This window comes from Sulfitobacter sp. SBS6 (genome assembly GCF_048285585.1).
Taxonomy (GTDB): domain Bacteria; phylum Pseudomonadota; class Alphaproteobacteria; order Rhodobacterales; family Rhodobacteraceae; genus Sulfitobacter; species Sulfitobacter pontiacus.
Genome location: NZ_JBLWBA010000005.1, coordinates 229,713 through 245,879 on the forward strand (window position 1 = coordinate 229,713; position 16,167 = coordinate 245,879).

Below are 16,167 nucleotides of genomic sequence, written 5' to 3' on the forward strand. Positions count from 1 at the left end.
CCTGCGCGCATTGGTCAATCGCGCGTAGATATACCCAGGAGCGTGACATGGCAGTGGTTTTTCGGTGGCTGATGCGAATTGCAACGCTCTTGGTGGTGCTGGCGGTAATTGGTGTCGGCGGTGCCTATTGGCTGGCCTCGCGGTCGCTGCCTGACTACGACGATACGGTCCGCGTGCCCAACCTCGGGGCCGAGGTGGAGATCGTGCGCGACAACGCCAATGTGCCGCATATCTTCGGGGAAAGCGACCAAGATGTGTTCTACGGGCTGGGCTTTGCCCATGCGCAGGACCGTCTGTGGCAGATGATCACCATGCGCCGCACGGTCCAAGGCCGCTTGTCCGAGGTTTTCGGCACCACCACCGTCCGTATCGACCGCCTGCTGCGTCGCTTTGATCTTTATACCTTGTCGGTGCAATCGCTTCAGGCGCTCGACCCCAAGACCCGCGCAGCGCTGGATGCCTATGCCGCTGGGGTGAATGCCCGGTTGGATCAGATCAACACCGAAGCCCTGGGTCGCGGTGCCCCCGAAATGCTGCTGTTTGACGCCCCCGTCGCGCCCTGGCGCGCAGCGGATTCCGTCGCGCTGGTCAAATTGATGGCCTTGCAGCTGTCGGGGCATCTGGATGCCGAGGTCAAACGCGCCCGCACCTCGCTGGCGCTGCCCGACCAAAAGCGCCTGTCCGATATCCTGCCTGACGCCCCCGGCAGTGGCATCGCCGCCCTGCCCGAATATGCGCAGCTGGCCCCCGGCCTGCCGCAGTTCGCTGCCAATATCCCGCTTGATCCCTCGCCGCTGTCGCCGTTCAAATCCTTTGATCTGGCGGGTGCCTCTAACGCCTGGGCTGCCGCACGGGATCGCTCTGCCTCGGGCGGGACGCTGATCGCCAATGACCCGCATCTGGGCTTCACCGCGCCGACCATCTGGTACCTCGCGCGGCTCGAGTTGCAGTCGGGCGGTGTCATCGGCGGCACGATCCCCGGTATCCCCGTGGTGCTGACAGGGCGCAGCAGCGCGCTTGGCTGGGGGATCACCTCATCCTATGCCGACGATCAGGACGTCTATATCGAAGAGCTGAACCCCGACAACAGCGAGGAATACCGCACCCCCGACGGGTTCAAGAAATTCGCCAAACGCGCGTCGATCATCACGGTCAAGGATGCCGATCCGATCACGCTGACCCTGCGCTGGACCGACAATGGGCCGGTGCTTCCCGGCAGCCACTATAACCTTGCTGCGATCACCCCGCCCGGTCATGTCGCCGCGCTGAACTGGACCGCGCTTGACCCCGCCGATACCTCGATCGCCGCGGCCATGCAGCTGATGGAGGCCAAGACCGTCGAGGAAGGGATCACCGCGGGCGAGGCCTATATCGCGCCGTCGCAAAACCTGACGCTGGTGGATGTGAATACCATCGCGATGAAAACCATCGGCGCGCTGCCCGCCCGTGACGCCGCGCATCAAAGCCAGGGGCGCATGCCCACACCGGGCTGGATCGCCGCGAACCGCTGGCAGGGCCGCCTGCCCTATAGCGCAAACCCCGAATTCCTGTCGCCCCGTGGCGGGATCATCGGCAATACCAACAACAAGACGGTGGACCGCCCCTTCCCCAACCACGTGTCCTTCCTCTGGGGCGATACGCAACGCATCCAGCGGTGGCGCAATCTGATGCAGCGCCGTCAGGTGCACACGCGCGACAGCTTTATCGAAGCGCAGCTGGATACGGTCAGCTTCACCGCGCGCTCCCTGCTACCGCTGATCGGGGCCGAGCTTTGGTTCACCGGCGAAACCGCGCCCGAAGGCACGCCCGAACGACAACGCCAACGGGCGCTGACCCTGCTTGCCGGCTGGTCGGGCGAGATGAACGAACATCTGCCCGAACCGTTGATCTATGCCGCCTGGCTGCGCGCCTTGCAGCAACGGCTGATCCAGGACGAGCTTGGGGCCCTGGCGGAGGAATTCGATCATGTCGATCCGCTGTTCATCGAACGTGTTTTCCGCGATGTGGACGGTGCGGCCGCATGGTGCGACGTGCTGCAATCCGCCCCGAAAGAGACCTGCCCCGACATGGCCCGCATGGCGCTGGACGATGCGCTGATCTGGATCAACGAGACATGGGGCAGCCAGCTGGAATCCCTGCGGTGGGGCGACGCACACCAAGCCACCCACGACCACCAGACCTTGGGAGAAGTCCCCGTGTTGCGCTACTTCATGAACATCCGCCAATCGACCTCGGGCGGTGACAACACCCTGCTGCGCGGCCGCACCCGCGGCACGGGGCCGGACCCTTTCGCCAATGTCCACGGCGCAGGCTTCCGCGGGGTTTATGACTTCGCCGATCCGGATTCATCGGTGTTCATCACATCAACGGGCCAATCGGGCCACTTCCTGTCGCATCACTACGACGATCTGGCACAGCTCTGGCGGCGCGGTGAATACATTCCCATGTCGCTAGACGAAGAGCTCGCCCGCGCTGCCCCCGTCGGCATCACCAAGCTGATACCGGAGGCAGAATGAACCGCGTGATCCTTTTCAACAAACCTTTTGGCGTCTTGTCCCAATTCACCGACAAGGGCACCGAGGGCTCGCCGCGTCCGACCCTGTCGGCCTATATCGATGAAAAAGGCTTCTACCCCGCCGGACGGCTGGACCGCGACAGCGAAGGGCTGATGGTGCTGACCGATAGTGGCCCGCTGCAAGCCCGTATCTCGCATCCGAAATATAAACTGGCCAAAACCTATTGGGTGCAGGTCGAAGGCACGCCGGATGAACAAGCCCTCGCCGCTTTGCGCAGCGGTGTCACGCTCAAAGACGGCAAGACCGCCCCCGCCAAGGCGCGGCTGATGGACCCGCCCGACCCTCTGTGGGACCGCGACCCGCCGGTGCGGTTTCGCAAATCCGTCCCTGATGCCTGGCTCGAGATCACGATCACCGAAGGTCGTAACCGTCAGGTGCGGCGCATGACGGCCCATATCGGCCTGCCGACACTCCGCCTGATCCGCGCGCGCGTCGGAGACTGGGAACTGCAAAAGCTCCAACCCGGCGCATGGCGCTTCTCGTCCGAGCTTGGCCGCTAATTCCAAATGGCCCAAAATCCCGGGGGGCGGCCAAAGGCCGGGGGGCTGGCCCCCCTCTTCTCTGACCCCTGAACCGTCAGGAAAACACCCGCGTGCCCCAGACCCCCAAGGTGGCAGAGGTCCCGGTCAACACCACCCCCCAAGAGAAATCCGTCGCCACCATCTGCGGTGTCCAGTCTTTCAACGTCGCGAGGTTGGTGAACTCATAGGTGCCATAGCCCAAGGCCCCGATCAGCGCCGCATTGCCAAAGACCCACAGCAAGGATTTATCCTGTGCCACCGCGGGCCAGCTGACGAAATACAGCAGCACAGCGATATAGAAGGCATAGAAGACAAAGGCGGGCAGCAGCCGGAACTGGTCTAGCAGCAAGGGGCCGATATCACGGCTGAAAACCGGTTTGATCAGATAGCTCAGGCCCAGAAAGTCGAGCCCCAGAAAGATCGCGAATGTCAGCACATAGAGAATAATCAAAGTCATCGGGGGCTCCTGAAAAATCAACGCTCCCCAATCATATGCAGCAGCGCCCGGAAAATGCGACTTTTCCGGGCGTTTTTTATCTTATTTTAAATGGTCCCGAGGCCCGCCGGCCTTACAGCCGCTGGTATTGCGCTTCTTGCTGTGCCGACCAACGCACGATCAAGTTAAACCCGTCTTCGGTTTGGGTTTCCTCGATCACGACGTCCTGTTCGAACAGCCAGGCGCGTTTCTTGCCGTCGGCAAAGGCCAGCGTCAGCTCGGCTTCACGCACCGCACCTTGCAGCGCTTCGGCGATGACCGCTTGCAACGCGTCCAACCCCTCACCCGTGATGGCAGAGATGGCAAGAACACTGTCGTCGCGCTGCGCACGGGCACGTACGGCGGCGGCACGGTCGTTATCCAACTGGTCGAGTTTGTTCCAGACCTCGAAGCTGCGCGTATCCTTGGGCACGCCCAAGGACGTCAGGATATCGCGCACATTGCGTGCCTGACTTTCCGTCTCTGCATGAGAGATATCGCGCACGTGGCAGATGATATCGGCGGCCAGAACCTCTTCTAGCGTCGCGCGGAAAGCGGCGACCAGTTCCGTCGGCAGGTCAGAGATGAAGCCGACGGTGTCGCTTAAAATGATCTCTGGCCCGTCGGGCAGCACAAGGCTGCGCATGGTCGGGTCCAGCGTGGCGAAAAGCATGTCTTTCGCCATCACATCGGCACCGGTCATCCGGTTGAACAACGTCGATTTGCCTGCGTTGGTATAGCCCACCAGCGCCACGATGGGGAACGGTACCTTGGCACGCGCGGCGCGGTGCAAGGCGCGAGTCTTGACGACCTTGTCCAGCTGCCGGCGCAAGCGCACCAGTTGTTCGTCGATGGCGCGGCGGTCCGATTCAATCTGGGTTTCGCCGGGGCCCCCGACAAAGCCCAATCCACCCCTTTGACGTTCAAGGTGAGTCCAGGCGCGGACCAGACGCGTGCGCTGATAGTTCAGCGCAGCCATTTCGACCTGCAGCACCCCTTCGCGGGTGGCGGCGCGGTCGCTGAAAATCTCGAGGATCAGACCGGTACGGTCAAGCAGTTTGACGCCCCATGCTTTTTCAAGGTTGCGCTGCTGGACCGGCGTCACTGGTCCATCGACCAGCACCAGTTCAACCTCGGCCTCTTCAAAGACAAGCCGAAGCTCCTCGATCTTGCCAGAGCCGAACAGCATGCCCGCGCTGACGGTGCGCAGGGGCACGATGTTGGCCCCTTCCACGTCCAGATGCGGCAGGGCACGGGCCAAGGCAACGGCTTCCGCCAAGGCGGGCTCCGCGATGCGGCGGTCATTGTCTGACTTGATGTCAGGGTGAATCACCCAAGCCCGGGTACGCTTCGGGCCTGCGGTGTCATCAATTTGAAACGGAGGACGGCTCAATTAGCGTCTTCACCCTCGTATAGCGAGATCGGCGTGCTTGGCATGATCGTGGAAATCGCATGTTTGTACACAAGCTGCGATTGGCCATCACGGCGCAGAAGAACACAGAAATTGTCAAACCATGTGATGACGCCTTGCAGCTTCACACCGTTGATCAGGAAAATCGTTACCGGCACCTTTGTCTTGCGCACATGGTTCAGGAATGCGTCTTGCAGGTTTTGTCGGTCAGCCGCCATTGTTGGTCTCGCTCTTATTCTTGCTGTTGTTCTTGCTGGCAACCGCGGATCGGTTTACCCCTTCGGAAGACTATGAAGACCCGCGCACAGAGTTTCCACCCCAAAATGTCAGAACTGTTGCGCGCAAAGCCACATCCCGTGTCACGCGCGCCACAGATCAGGGGTGAGCAGCGCAATAATCGCCAAAGTTTCCAGCCGCCCCAGCACCATTGCCGCACATAGGATCATCTTGGCCCCGTCGCCCAGCTGGATCAACGCGATGGGGGCATCGGCGGCAAATTCCATCAACGGGCCGGTTGTCGCCAGTGTGGCCACCGACATCACCAGCGCATCGGCAAAGGGCGCGCCGACGAAGGTCAGCAGCAGGGTCACCCCCGCAAGCGACAGCGCGAAAAGCATAAAGAATATCCAGGCGATGAACGCCCCGTTGCTTTGCAGCCGCCGCCCCGCTTGACCGGCGCCCGAGACAGAGTGCGGATGGACCAGCCGTTCCATCTCGCGGACGCCGTTGCGATACAATGCAAAGACCCGCAGCAGCTTGACCCCGCCCGCCGTGGTCGCCACCCCGCCGCCGATCAGCGCCAGCCCCATGAGGATCAGCCCCGGAGTCTCGAGCCCCGACCAGCTTTGGGCTTCGGCCCAGGACGCGCTGACAAATCCGGTGGTCGTGAGAAAGGAGGTGACCGTGAACATGGCGCCCCAGAAGGCGCTGCCGGTCTCAAGTGCTTCGGCGCTTGCATCCACATCGAAAGCGCCAAGAAAATGGCGCACGAACAGCACCACAGGCACGCCGAGGATCAGCGCCAGCCCCATGCGGAATTCCGGATCGGTAAAAAGCCCCCCTTGCGTCGCCGTCACCGTGTCTTTGGAAAAGGTCAGCCGCGACAGCGCGAACAGCATGAACAGCATCATCATCGCCTCGGCCCCAAAGCCGACACCGGTGTCATGCGTCCCCCCAAGTGGCGAGATGCCCGAGGTCGCCAGCACCGACATCGCATGGCACAGCGCGACCAGCGATCGATCTCCGTTGGCCAGCAGCAGCAGCCACAGCATCAGCGTCAGCGCCAGATAGGTGGGCGTCAGCGCCGCCGCGGACCTGAGCAACCGTTGGCGCGGGTCGATCTGGCCCATATTGCTGCGGCGTTCGTCCGGGTTGCCGGGTTCGGCCTGCGAGGTCACCTCGAATCCGCCAAGGTGCAAGGGGGCCAGAATGGCCGAGGCCGCGATCCACATCAGCAGGCCGCCCATCCAGGCGACCTGCGCGCGCCACAGATGCAGCGTGTCACTGATCCGCCCGGGATCATCGAACAGCGTCGCGCCGGTCGTGGTGATCGCGCTGACCATATCGAAATAGGCGTGCAGGAACCGCGTGGTTGGCAGGGCCTCGAGAAACGGGATCGCCAGCAGCGCGGGCAAAAAGACAAAGCTGGAAAACAGCGACATCAACGGCCCCAAGGCCCCGTGCCGCGCGCGCCGTCCGGCATGGGCGACCGCAATCAGGGTAAAGATAATCACCCCCAGCAGCCCCGAATAGAAAAACGCCCGCGATGCCAGATGGTCTTGGGTGGTCAGCGCAAAGATCGCCGGGAAGATCGTCGAGGCGCTGAACACACCGAAAATCAGCAAGAACAGCGGCAGTTCAAGGATCTCGCGGCGGATATAGGATTTGCGTCTCACGTGCGGCGCTCCGGTAATTTGGACGCAGGCACCATCAGAAAAAGTCGATGGAGACCTGCATCAGCTGTTCGACCTGCGGCACGTCTTTGGCCAGACAGAACACAGCGATGACGTCACCTTCTTCGATGCGTGTGGTGCCAAGGGGGCGCATGACCTCGTCGCCCTTGCGGACCATGCCCATCAATGCCCCTTCTGGGAAATCAATGTCGGACACGCGTTTGCCCGCAATCGGAGAGGTCGATAGCACCTCGGCCTCGATCACCTCTGCCTCTGCGTCGCCGATGGAATAGACCGACCGCACCCGCCCGTGACGGATGTGCCGCAGGATAGAGCTGACGGTGGTGGAACGCGGGTTGATATAGGCGTCGATGCCCAAAGGCTCCATCAGCGGGACCAGCGTGGGGTCATTGATCAGCGCGATGACATAGGGGCAACCTTCGGATTTGGCGCGCACGCAGGCCAGCATATTGGTCTTGTCATCATCGGTAATCGCCATCATCGCATCGGCGCGGCCAATCCCCGCTTCGGCCAGCAGGGATGCGTCCAGCCCGTCACCGTTAAGCACGATCGTCCGCTCCAACGCCTCGGCGGCGCGTTCCGCGATGCGGCGGTTCTTCTCGATCATCTTGGTGCGCACCCGCTTGCCGCGCGCCTCGAGGTTCTGGGCCACGGCCAGCCCGACATTCCCCCCGCCCACAAGCACGACGCGTTCAAGCTTGCTGGTGGTCTTGCCAAAAATCTCGAGCGTGCGGGGGATGTCATCGCGGTGGCAAAAGACATAGCAGGCGTCACCGACAAACAGCTGGTCCTTGGATTCCGGCGCAAACAGCGTCCCATCACGGCGCACCCCGACGACAACGGCGCGGAGCGTCGAGAACAGATCGGTCAGCTGTCGCAGCGGCGTGTTCACGACCGGGCAGTCTTCGTCGATCTGGATGCCGATCAGATGGGCCATCCCGTCCATGAAGGTCTCTGTATCGAAGGCCGCGGGGGCCGAAAGCCGCTGCAACGCCGCATTCGCCACCTCTTTCTCAGGCGAGATTACAACGTCGATCGGCATGTGATCGCGACGATAAAGATCGGAATAGATTGCCGTCAGATAGGATTGGCTGCGCAGTCGCGCGATCTTGCGGTTGATGCCAAAGACCGAATGGGCCACCTGACAGGTGACCATGTTCACCTCGTCCGAATGGGTGGCGGCAATGATCATTTCGGCATCGCGGGCACCGGCGCGGTCCAGCACGTCGGGGTAGCTTGCAAAGCCTGCGATCCCTTGCACATCCAGCGTATCGGTGGCGCGGCGCACCAGATCGGCGTTGCTGTCAACGATTGTGACGTCGTTGCGTTCGCCCGAAAGATGGCGGGCAATCTGCCACCCGACCTGCCCTGCGCCGCAAATGATCACTTTCATAAATGGGGTTCCTTTGGCGTGAAGCCTTGCCTTGCGTCACCAGCTGGGGCGTGCCCGCGTGACCCGTGATATGCCAGTGATTTGAATGACAGATGGCTATGCAAGGGTCAATTCAAATGTCAGACTTGCTTCCATAGCAAGACGGGGGGCGCATATGCGGAAAACGGCTTTGATCATCTGGGGGGGCGTGGCACTGGCGGCCTGCGCACCGTTGAACACCTACTACAAGCCCGGCGCCACTGTCGCGATGGTCGAACGGCAGACCACGCAATGTCAGGTCGATGCCTTGGCGCAGGTGCCTGTGGCGCTTCAAACCGTGCGCACCCCGCCCCGTTTCATCCCGCCGCGCCGCGTCTGCCGGTCCGATGGCCGTTGCACTTCCCGCGCGGGGTATTTCGAGCCTGGACAGACCTATACGGTCGATCCCAGTGCCGATCTGCGCAAAAGGGTTGAAACGCAATGTATGGCCGATGCGGGCTTTGCGCCGGTGTCGATCCCGCAATGCCCCGCCGGCATCGCCAAGGCCGCGCCGCAAGGGCGCACGACCGCTCTGCCCGCGCTGACCGAAAACGCCTGCGTGATCCGCAATGACGATGGCAGTTTCCAGATCGTGACGCGGGGGTAGCGAACGCGGTCAGCTATCGGCTGCCCCGTCATCATCCACATGCGCCACCCGCGTGCCCGACTTGGCCGAGGTCACCACCCCGAGACTTTTGAGCTTCCGGTGCAGCGCCGACCGTTCCATGCCGACGAAATTCGCGGTGCGGCTGATGTTGCCGCCGAACCGGTTGATCTGGGTTAGCAGGTATTCGCGTTCAAACGCCTCGCGGGCCTCGCGCAGGGGCAAGGTCGCCAAGGCACCGGACAGCACCACGCGGCCCTCTTCGTCGGTGGTTTCTTCCTCGCCCGGCAGCTCGCGCGCTTCGATCGGGCCGGTACCGTCGCCAAGGATCAGCACACGTTCCACAAGGTTCTTGAGCTGACGCACGTTGCCCGGCCAGACCATCGTCTGCAGCAACGCCTCTGCATCGCCCGAGAATTCGCGCAGCGGCAACCCCTGCGAGGCGTTGAAGTCCGCGATAAAGTGGCGCGCCAAGACGGGGATATCCTCGCGGCGGTCCTCTAGCGACGGAACAGAGATCGGCACGACGTTGAGCCGGTGAAACAGTTCCTGCCGGAAGGTGTCCGCTTTAATCGCGGCGTCCAAGTCTTTGTTTGTGCTGGATATAACGCGCAGATCGACACGCACCTTGTCGTTGCCGCCGACGCGGGTGAATTGCTGGTCCACCAGTACACGCAGGATTTTCGATTGTGTCCCCAGCGGCAGATCGGCCACCTCGTCAAAGAAGATCACCCCGCCATGCGCCTGTTCCAGCAGGCCCGGCTCTACCCCACGGTCAGGGGTTTCGCGGCCAAACAACACTTCTTCCATGCGGTCTGGCGCCACACTGGCGCAGTTGACCGTTACGAAGGGGGCGGAGGCACGGTTGGAATTGGCATGGATATAGCGCGCGGCGATCTCTTTGCCCGCCCCCGCAGGGCCGCGCAGCATCACCCGACCGTTCGATTTCGTGACCTTGTCAAGCTGCCCCATCAGCGTTTTGAAGGCGGTCGAACTGCCGATCATATCGGTGCTGGCGACCTCGCGCCGTTTGAGGCTGTGGTTCTCGCGACGCAGGCGCGAGGTTTCCATCGCGCGGCGGATCACCACCATCAACTGGTCGATATTGAAGGGTTTTTCGATGAAGTCATAGGCACCCTGCTTGATCGCCGCGACCGCGATTTCGATGTTCCCATGCCCCGAGATGATGACGACAGGCACATCCGGATTGTCCCGCTTTACCGTTTTCAGAATGTCGATCCCGTCCATCCGGCTGTCTTTCAACCAGATATCAAGGATCATCAGCGCCGGCGGCTCCGCGTTGATGGCCGAGATCGCCTCGTCCGAATTGCCGGCCAACCGCGTGACAAAGCCCTCGTCTTCCAGAATGTCCGAAATCAACTCGCGGATGTCGCGTTCGTCGTCAACGATCAGGATGTCACTCATTATGGGTCTCCAGTTCTGGGGTTCCGGTGGGGGCAGCAAGGGGTAGCGTGATAACCGCCATTGCGCCAAAATGTGTTTCGCCCGCGAAGACCGGCGCGTTTTCCAACGACAACGTCCCGCCGTGTTCTTCGATGATCTTTTTCACGATGGGCAGGCCAAGGCCAGTCCCTTCGGATCGGGTGGTGACATATGGCTCGAACAGTCGCGCGCGGTCTTCCGGCAATCCGATGCCGTTATCCGCTATGGTGATTTGTAGCGCCGTTTGGGTTGTGGTCAACTGGACCTCGATGCGCGGGTCTATGTCGGCCTCTGGGTCATTTTGCTTACGGCTTTCAATGGCTTCGCCCGCGTTCTTAATCAAATTTGTTAAGGCTTGCGACAGCATTGTCTGGTCCACCCGCGCCAGTATCTCTTGTGTCGGCAGATTGGCGCTGATGGTCACGTCGGGCTGGCCCGACTGCTGCAACAAGACCGCATCTTGCAGCACCTGAACGACATTCTGCACAGAGGTCTCAGGCTCTGGCATGCGGGCGAATTTGGAGAATTCATCGACGATACGCCGCAGGTCGCCGGTCTGGCGGATGATCACGCCGGTCATCTGGTCAAGGCTGGCGGCGTCGTCGGGCAGCTTGGGGCCGAACTTGCGTTTGATCCGCTCGGCGCTCAGCTGGATCGGGGTCAGCGGGTTCTTGATCTCGTGGGCAATGCGCCGCGCCACGTCGCCCCATGCGGCCATGCGCTGCGCGCTTACCAGATCGGTCACATCGTCAAAGGCCACAACATAGCCCTCTAGCCGCCCGTCTTCGCTGCGCCGTGTGGCGACGCGCACCAGCAGATTTTCCATCTGCCCCTGACGCGAGACCTTGATCTCGCCCTGCGCGACCTCGTTCTGCCCTTTGACGACCGAATTGAACAGCGGGCCGAACTCCGGCACCGCGACAGAGAGCGCCAGCGATTGCTGGTCCTCGCTCCAGTCCAGCAGGCGCGCGGCAGAGCGGTTGACGAAGGTCACCCGCCCTTCGGGGTCCAGCCCCACGACGCCTGAAGTAACGGAGCTAAGCACCGAATCGAACAGACGGCGACGGCGTTCGATCTGGCGGGTGTTATCCAGCAACGTCTCGCGCTGGCCTTTCAACTGTTTGGTCATCTGGTTGAAGTAGCGGCCAAGCATGGCGATCTCGTCATCGCCTTCTTCCTCGCGGACCTGAACCTCAAGATCACCGGCACCGACCTGCTGCGCCGCGCCGGTCAACCGGCCCACCGGCCCTGACAGACGTTCGGCAAACCACAGCCCCAGCCAGACCGCTGCGAGAATCAGGATCACCGCAAAGCCCACATAAAGCAGCCCGAATTCGAACAGCAGCTTGCCGCGCTCGTTTTCAAGCTGTTGGTACAGCCGCACCGTTTCCTTGGTATCGTCCAGCAGCGACAGGATTTTTCCGTCTACATCGCGGCTGACGTAAAGATAGCGGTCGACAAAGGCTTCCATCAGCACCAGCGCGCGGAATTCGTTGTTGTCCCAATCCTCGATCACCAGCGGCGCGCCGTCGAGCTCTTGTGCCTCGCGGATCTGTTCGGGTGTCGGTTCTTCGAAATCGAACAGATAGGACCGGTCGCCGCGCGCGCGGATCTGGCCAGTGCCGTCGATCATATAGGCCTCGCGCAAGCCGCGCTGGATCAGGCGTTGCCCGTCCGCCAAAAGCTGGGTGTCCGGCACATCAACGCCCTGCGTGCGCGCTTGATCAATCGCGCGGGCCAAGGCGATGGCATCTTCGCGCAGGTCATCGCTTTGCTCGTTTTCATAGGCTTCGGCGGCGGCCAGCGAATTGCCCACCACGGACCGTACCCGATCGGAAAACCAGCCCTCAAGCCCGACGTTGATCGTCAGCCCCGCGAAGATCGCAACACTCACCGTCGGGATCAGTGCCATCAGCGCGAACACCCCCGTCAGACGCAGGTGCAACCGCGAGCCCGCAGACTTCGCCCGCCGTGCCGCCACCAACCGCGCGACCTCGCTCAGCACAAGGGCGGCGACGAGCAGGATGTAGACCAGATCGATCAGCAGAATGATGCGCAGGCTGGGGGTGTTTCCGCCCTGTTCAAGCGGGCCGAGCACCAGATAGGTTACAAGCGCCAGCACCGGCCCCAGAACCACAAGCCCCAGGGTCGCCAGATTGCGCACGCGCCTGATCCGGCGCAGGCGCTCAAGCCGCATAAGATAATAGCTGCGTGACCGGGTAAGCACCCGCTATCCTCACCGATGATGTGATGCACCTATGCATCAACCGCCCATTTTTGTGGTCCTGATCCGGCTTTGAGGCTAGATGGCCACGGTTATGTGGCGCTTTTACATCATTTTTCGACCGCGTGTCACCTCAATATCGAGGTCCGTGATCTTTTTTCTCAGCGTATTGCGGTTGATTCCCAGAAGGTCTGCACATTTCGCCTGATTACCAGCGGTTGCGGCAAGGGCGATCTCGATCAACGGGGCTTCGATCTCGCGCAGGATACGGGCGTAGAGCCCGGGGGGCGGCAGCATGGATCCGTGCTGGTCAAAGTATCGCTGTAGGTGACGTTCGACCGACGCGCCAAGCTTTTCGGTATTGGCCTGCGCGCGCAGCGGTTCGGGGTCGGGTTGCGCGCCCAGTACATGCTCTGCCTCGGATTGGGTGATTTCGGGCGCGCGGCTGGTCAGCGCCAACTGCCGCATCGCGTGTTCCAACTGTCGCACGTTGCCGGGCCATTGATAGTTGGCAAAGACCTTCGCCGCCCCTTCGGACAGGGCGCGCGGCGCGGTATTGCCGGTTTCGGACCGTTCAAGGAAATGCGCGGCAAGCAAGGCAATATCATCCACGCGGTCGCGCAGCGCGGGGACATGCAGCGTCGCCCCCGAGAGACGATAATACAGATCGCGCCGCAGGGTCCCCGCCTTCATCGCGGCGGCCAGATCCGATTGGCTGGTGGCAAGGAACCGCGGCGCATGTTCGCCGGGCGTGTCCATCATGCGTGCGATACGGGCCTGAATCTCTTCCGAGAAATCGCCGATCTCGTCAATCAGCAGCGTCCCGCCGCGGACCCTCGCCAAGACACGTGTCGGGCCTTCAAGGTCTTGCAACTCGGCCGAGGTGACGGTGACAAAGGGCAGGTTCCGCCGGTCCGAAAAATCGTGGATCGCCTTGCCAATCAGCGATTTTCCTGTGCCGGATTCGCCCCAGATCAACACCGGCAGATCCGTGTTCATCACCCGCGCCACCACGCGGTAGAGCGCCTGCATCACCGGCGTGCGCCCCACCAGCGGCAGATCATCGCGGTCCCCATCGCTGTCAGAGCTGGTCTGCGCCGGACGGCGCGCCGGTCCGCTGCGCTCCAGCGCGCGGGCGGTGCGTTTCATCAGGTCAGGCAGGTCGAAAGGCTTGGGCAGGTAGTCATAGGCTTCCGCCTCTGCCGCCTTGATCGCGGTCATGATCGTGTTCTGCGCCGAGATCACGATCACGGGCAAACCGGGGCGGTCCTGCGCGATCTTGGGCAGCATCTCGAGCCCATTGCCGTCGGGCATCACCACATCCGAGATCACAACGTCGCCTTTGCCCTCGCCCACCCAACGCATCAGGGTGGTCAGGCTGGATGTCGCGTGCACCTTGCAGCCCGCGCGGGTCAGTGCCTGTGTCAGAACGGTGCGGATTGTGCGGTCGTCATCAGCGACCAGAACGGTGCCATCCATCGTTAATTCTCCTGATCGGAAGCGGTATTTTCAATTTGGGTCTTATCGGCCCGCGGCAGTGAGATGCGGAACACGGTCTTGCCGGGCACAGACTCCACCGTGATCCAGCCGCCGTGGTCGGAAATGATCTTGCTCACCAGCGCCAGCCCCAGCCCGGTGCCGTTCTCGCGCCCGGATACGAAGGGTTCGAACACGTCAGCGCGGATCGCCTCTGGTAGACCGGGGCCGTCGTCGATGACTTCGATCTGCAAGGGCAACGATTGCGCCGTGCCGTCGGATCGGCGCATGCGGAACGAATGTTCATAATAGCTGTGCAACCGGATCGTGCCGCCCGAGGGGCCCGCCGCCTCTGACGCGTTCTTGATCAGGTTCAGCACCACCTGCAACAGCTGGTCCTTGTCGCCCAAGGCCGGCGGCAGCGAGGGGTCGTAATCCTCGATGATCTTCATGCGCGCGCCAAACCCCAGCAGCGCAGACCGGCGCGCGCGGTCCAGAGCGTCGTGGAGGTTCACCGCCTTGCGTTCCGGCGGCATCAGGTTGCCGAATTGTTCGACCTGTTCCAGCAGCTTCACGATCCGGCGCGATTCCGCGACGATCAGATCGGTCAGCTCAAGATCCTCGGTGCTGAGGTTCATGCTGAGCAGTTGCGCGGCACCGGTGATCCCTGCCAGCGGGTTCTTGATCTCATGGGCCAGCATCTCGGCCATGCCGATGGCGGATTTGGCGGCGGATTTGACCGAATTATTCTGCGTCATCCGACCGGCCATCTCGCGGGGGGTGATCATCAGGATCATCTGCCCCGCCGCATCGATCAGCGGCGCGAAGTGCAACGCACATTGCACCGGCGGGCGTTGGCCGCTGCCGACATCCACATCGTTGACGAACAAGGGCGTGCCATTGTCGCGGGCGCGGGTGAACGCCTCTTCCAGAGGGGCATCGACGGCGATCATGTCCCACACCGGCACACCGCGCACGGATTTTGCAGAGGCGTTCAGAAACCCTTCGGCTTCCGAGTTCAGCTCGGCGATCGTGTCGTCTGTATCGATCAGAATGGCGGGCACGGGCAGCGATGCGAAAACGGTATCCAGCGACATCAAGCGGCCTCCAACTGGTGGTCCGGCAGACAGGCGGACGGGATAAGACGGTGCACCTCGGCGGGGCTGGCAGCGGTCAGTACCGCGCGGCGCAGATCAGCGGGGGTGTTGCTGGTGTCCATGTACCACCCCAGATGTTTGCGCGCGACGCGTAGGCCAATCACCTCGCCATAGAACCGGATGATCGCCTCGTAGTGGTCGGACACCATGCGCGCGAAATCGGTGCCCTGCGGGATAACCGGTGCGGGCGCGCCGAACAGATCATGGGCCACCTGAGCCAGCAGCCAGGGTTTGCCTTGGGCACCGCGCCCGATCATCACACCGTCGGCCCCCGACTGCGCCAGCGCCTGCCGCGCGGCATCGGTGCTGATGATATCGCCATTGGCGATGACGGGAACAGAGACCGCCTGTTTGACACCCGCAATCGCGGCCCAATCGGCGGACCCCTTATAGAACTGGCAGCGCGTGCGCCCGTGGATGGTGATCATCGTGATCCCCGCCGCTTCGGCCCGCGCGGCGATCTGTGGCGCGTTCAGCATATTGTCGTCCCACCCCAGCCGCGTCTTGAGCGTGACGGGGACCTTCACCGCGTTCACCACCGCCTCGATCAGCCGTAGCGCGTGGTCGGGCGTTTTCATCAGCGCAGAGCCGGAATAGCCTTGGGTCACCTTCTTGGCGGGGCAGCCCATATTGATATCGATCACCCGCGCGCCCTGACCTTCGACCATCCGCGCGGCCTCGGCCATCGGGGCGGCCTCGCGTCCTGCCAGCTGTACCGCAGTGCCTTCGACGCCAAGCCCCAGTTCGGCCTTTTCCAGCGTCCCGGGGCGGGCGTTGATCATGTCGACGCTGGCAACCATCTCTGACACCACCAACCCTGCGCCAAAAGACGCCACCAGTGTGCGGAACGGCAGATCGGTGATCCCCGCCATCGGAGCCAGCAAAACGGGCGGGTCGAGTTTGAAGGGCAGATCCGAGAGATCCAAACGCTTAATCCTTGTGCAATTGCCTTTGGT

At 62.3% G+C, this 16,167-nt stretch carries 13 protein-coding genes; 3 read left to right on the forward strand and 10 right to left on the reverse strand.

Features of this window, described 5'->3' with window-relative positions:
- Window positions 1-47 precede the first annotated feature (47 nt).
- Window positions 48-2,516, forward strand: coding sequence for a penicillin acylase family protein (locus ACNQ62_RS04510; RefSeq protein WP_418094301.1), 2,469 nt, complete (start codon window positions 48-50; stop codon window positions 2,514-2,516).
- The gene (locus ACNQ62_RS04515; protein WP_418094302.1) at window positions 2,513-3,076 is read left to right on the forward strand and encodes a pseudouridine synthase; all 564 of its coding nucleotides are present in this window, start codon (window positions 2,513-2,515) and stop codon (window positions 3,074-3,076) included. The genes ACNQ62_RS04510 and ACNQ62_RS04515 overlap by 4 nt, the downstream gene beginning before the upstream one ends.
- Before the next feature lie 76 nt (window positions 3,077-3,152).
- Here the strand turns inward: ACNQ62_RS04515 and ACNQ62_RS04520 are convergent, their stop codons facing one another.
- The 5 genes from ACNQ62_RS04520 to trkA all read right to left on the reverse strand — a co-directional run bounded on the left by ACNQ62_RS04520 (window position 3,153) and on the right by trkA (window position 8,289).
- Complete coding sequence (locus ACNQ62_RS04520) at window positions 3,153-3,554, reverse strand: DUF2177 family protein (RefSeq protein ID WP_037944261.1); 402 nt, start codon at window positions 3,552-3,554, stop codon at window positions 3,153-3,155.
- Between the two features lie 112 nt (window positions 3,555-3,666).
- On the reverse strand, window positions 3,667-4,905 hold the full coding sequence (gene hflX, locus ACNQ62_RS04525) for a GTPase HflX (protein WP_418094303.1): 1,239 nt from the start codon (window positions 4,903-4,905) through the stop codon (window positions 3,667-3,669).
- A gap of 56 nt (window positions 4,906-4,961) precedes the next feature.
- Window positions 4,962-5,201: an RNA chaperone Hfq gene (gene hfq / locus ACNQ62_RS04530; protein ID WP_005853497.1), complete on the reverse strand. Its 240-nt coding sequence runs from the start codon at window positions 5,199-5,201 to the stop codon at window positions 4,962-4,964.
- A gap of 141 nt (window positions 5,202-5,342) precedes the next feature.
- Window positions 5,343-6,878 carry a TrkH family potassium uptake protein gene (locus ACNQ62_RS04535; RefSeq protein WP_005853496.1) on the reverse strand — a complete coding sequence of 512 codons (1,536 nt, stop codon included), beginning with the start codon at window positions 6,876-6,878 and terminating at the stop codon, window positions 5,343-5,345.
- Window positions 6,879-6,912: 34 nt separating this feature from the next.
- Window positions 6,913-8,289 carry a Trk system potassium transporter TrkA gene (gene trkA, locus ACNQ62_RS04540; RefSeq protein WP_005853494.1) on the reverse strand — a complete coding sequence of 459 codons (1,377 nt, stop codon included), beginning with the start codon at window positions 8,287-8,289 and terminating at the stop codon, window positions 6,913-6,915.
- A 154-nt stretch (window positions 8,290-8,443) separates the two neighbouring features.
- Between trkA and ACNQ62_RS04545 the strand changes: the two genes are divergently transcribed.
- Window positions 8,444-8,914 carry a hypothetical protein gene (locus ACNQ62_RS04545; protein ID WP_005853493.1) on the forward strand — a complete coding sequence of 157 codons (471 nt, stop codon included), beginning with the start codon at window positions 8,444-8,446 and terminating at the stop codon, window positions 8,912-8,914.
- 9 nt (window positions 8,915-8,923) lie between these two features.
- On the opposite strand, the gene ACNQ62_RS04550 is transcribed toward ACNQ62_RS04545, so the two are convergent.
- From ACNQ62_RS04550 to dusB, 5 genes are all read right to left on the reverse strand, one after another.
- Window positions 8,924-10,336 carry a sigma-54-dependent transcriptional regulator gene (locus ACNQ62_RS04550; RefSeq protein WP_037966344.1) on the reverse strand — a complete coding sequence of 471 codons (1,413 nt, stop codon included), beginning with the start codon at window positions 10,334-10,336 and terminating at the stop codon, window positions 8,924-8,926.
- Window positions 10,329-12,551: a sensor histidine kinase NtrY-like gene (locus tag ACNQ62_RS04555; RefSeq protein WP_340247570.1), complete on the reverse strand. Its 2,223-nt coding sequence runs from the start codon at window positions 12,549-12,551 to the stop codon at window positions 10,329-10,331. The genes ACNQ62_RS04550 and ACNQ62_RS04555 overlap by 8 nt, the downstream gene beginning before the upstream one ends.
- A 132-nt stretch (window positions 12,552-12,683) precedes the next feature.
- Window positions 12,684-14,057: a response regulator gene (locus ACNQ62_RS04560; protein WP_005853488.1), complete on the reverse strand. Its 1,374-nt coding sequence runs from the start codon at window positions 14,055-14,057 to the stop codon at window positions 12,684-12,686.
- Between the two features lie 2 nt (window positions 14,058-14,059).
- On the reverse strand, window positions 14,060-15,151 hold the full coding sequence (locus ACNQ62_RS04565) for a two-component system sensor histidine kinase NtrB (RefSeq protein WP_005853487.1): 1,092 nt from the start codon (window positions 15,149-15,151) through the stop codon (window positions 14,060-14,062).
- Window positions 15,151-16,137 carry a tRNA dihydrouridine synthase DusB gene (gene dusB, locus ACNQ62_RS04570; protein WP_418094304.1) on the reverse strand — a complete coding sequence of 329 codons (987 nt, stop codon included), beginning with the start codon at window positions 16,135-16,137 and terminating at the stop codon, window positions 15,151-15,153. The genes ACNQ62_RS04565 and dusB overlap by 1 nt, the downstream gene beginning before the upstream one ends.
- Window positions 16,138-16,167: the final 30 nt, after the last annotated feature.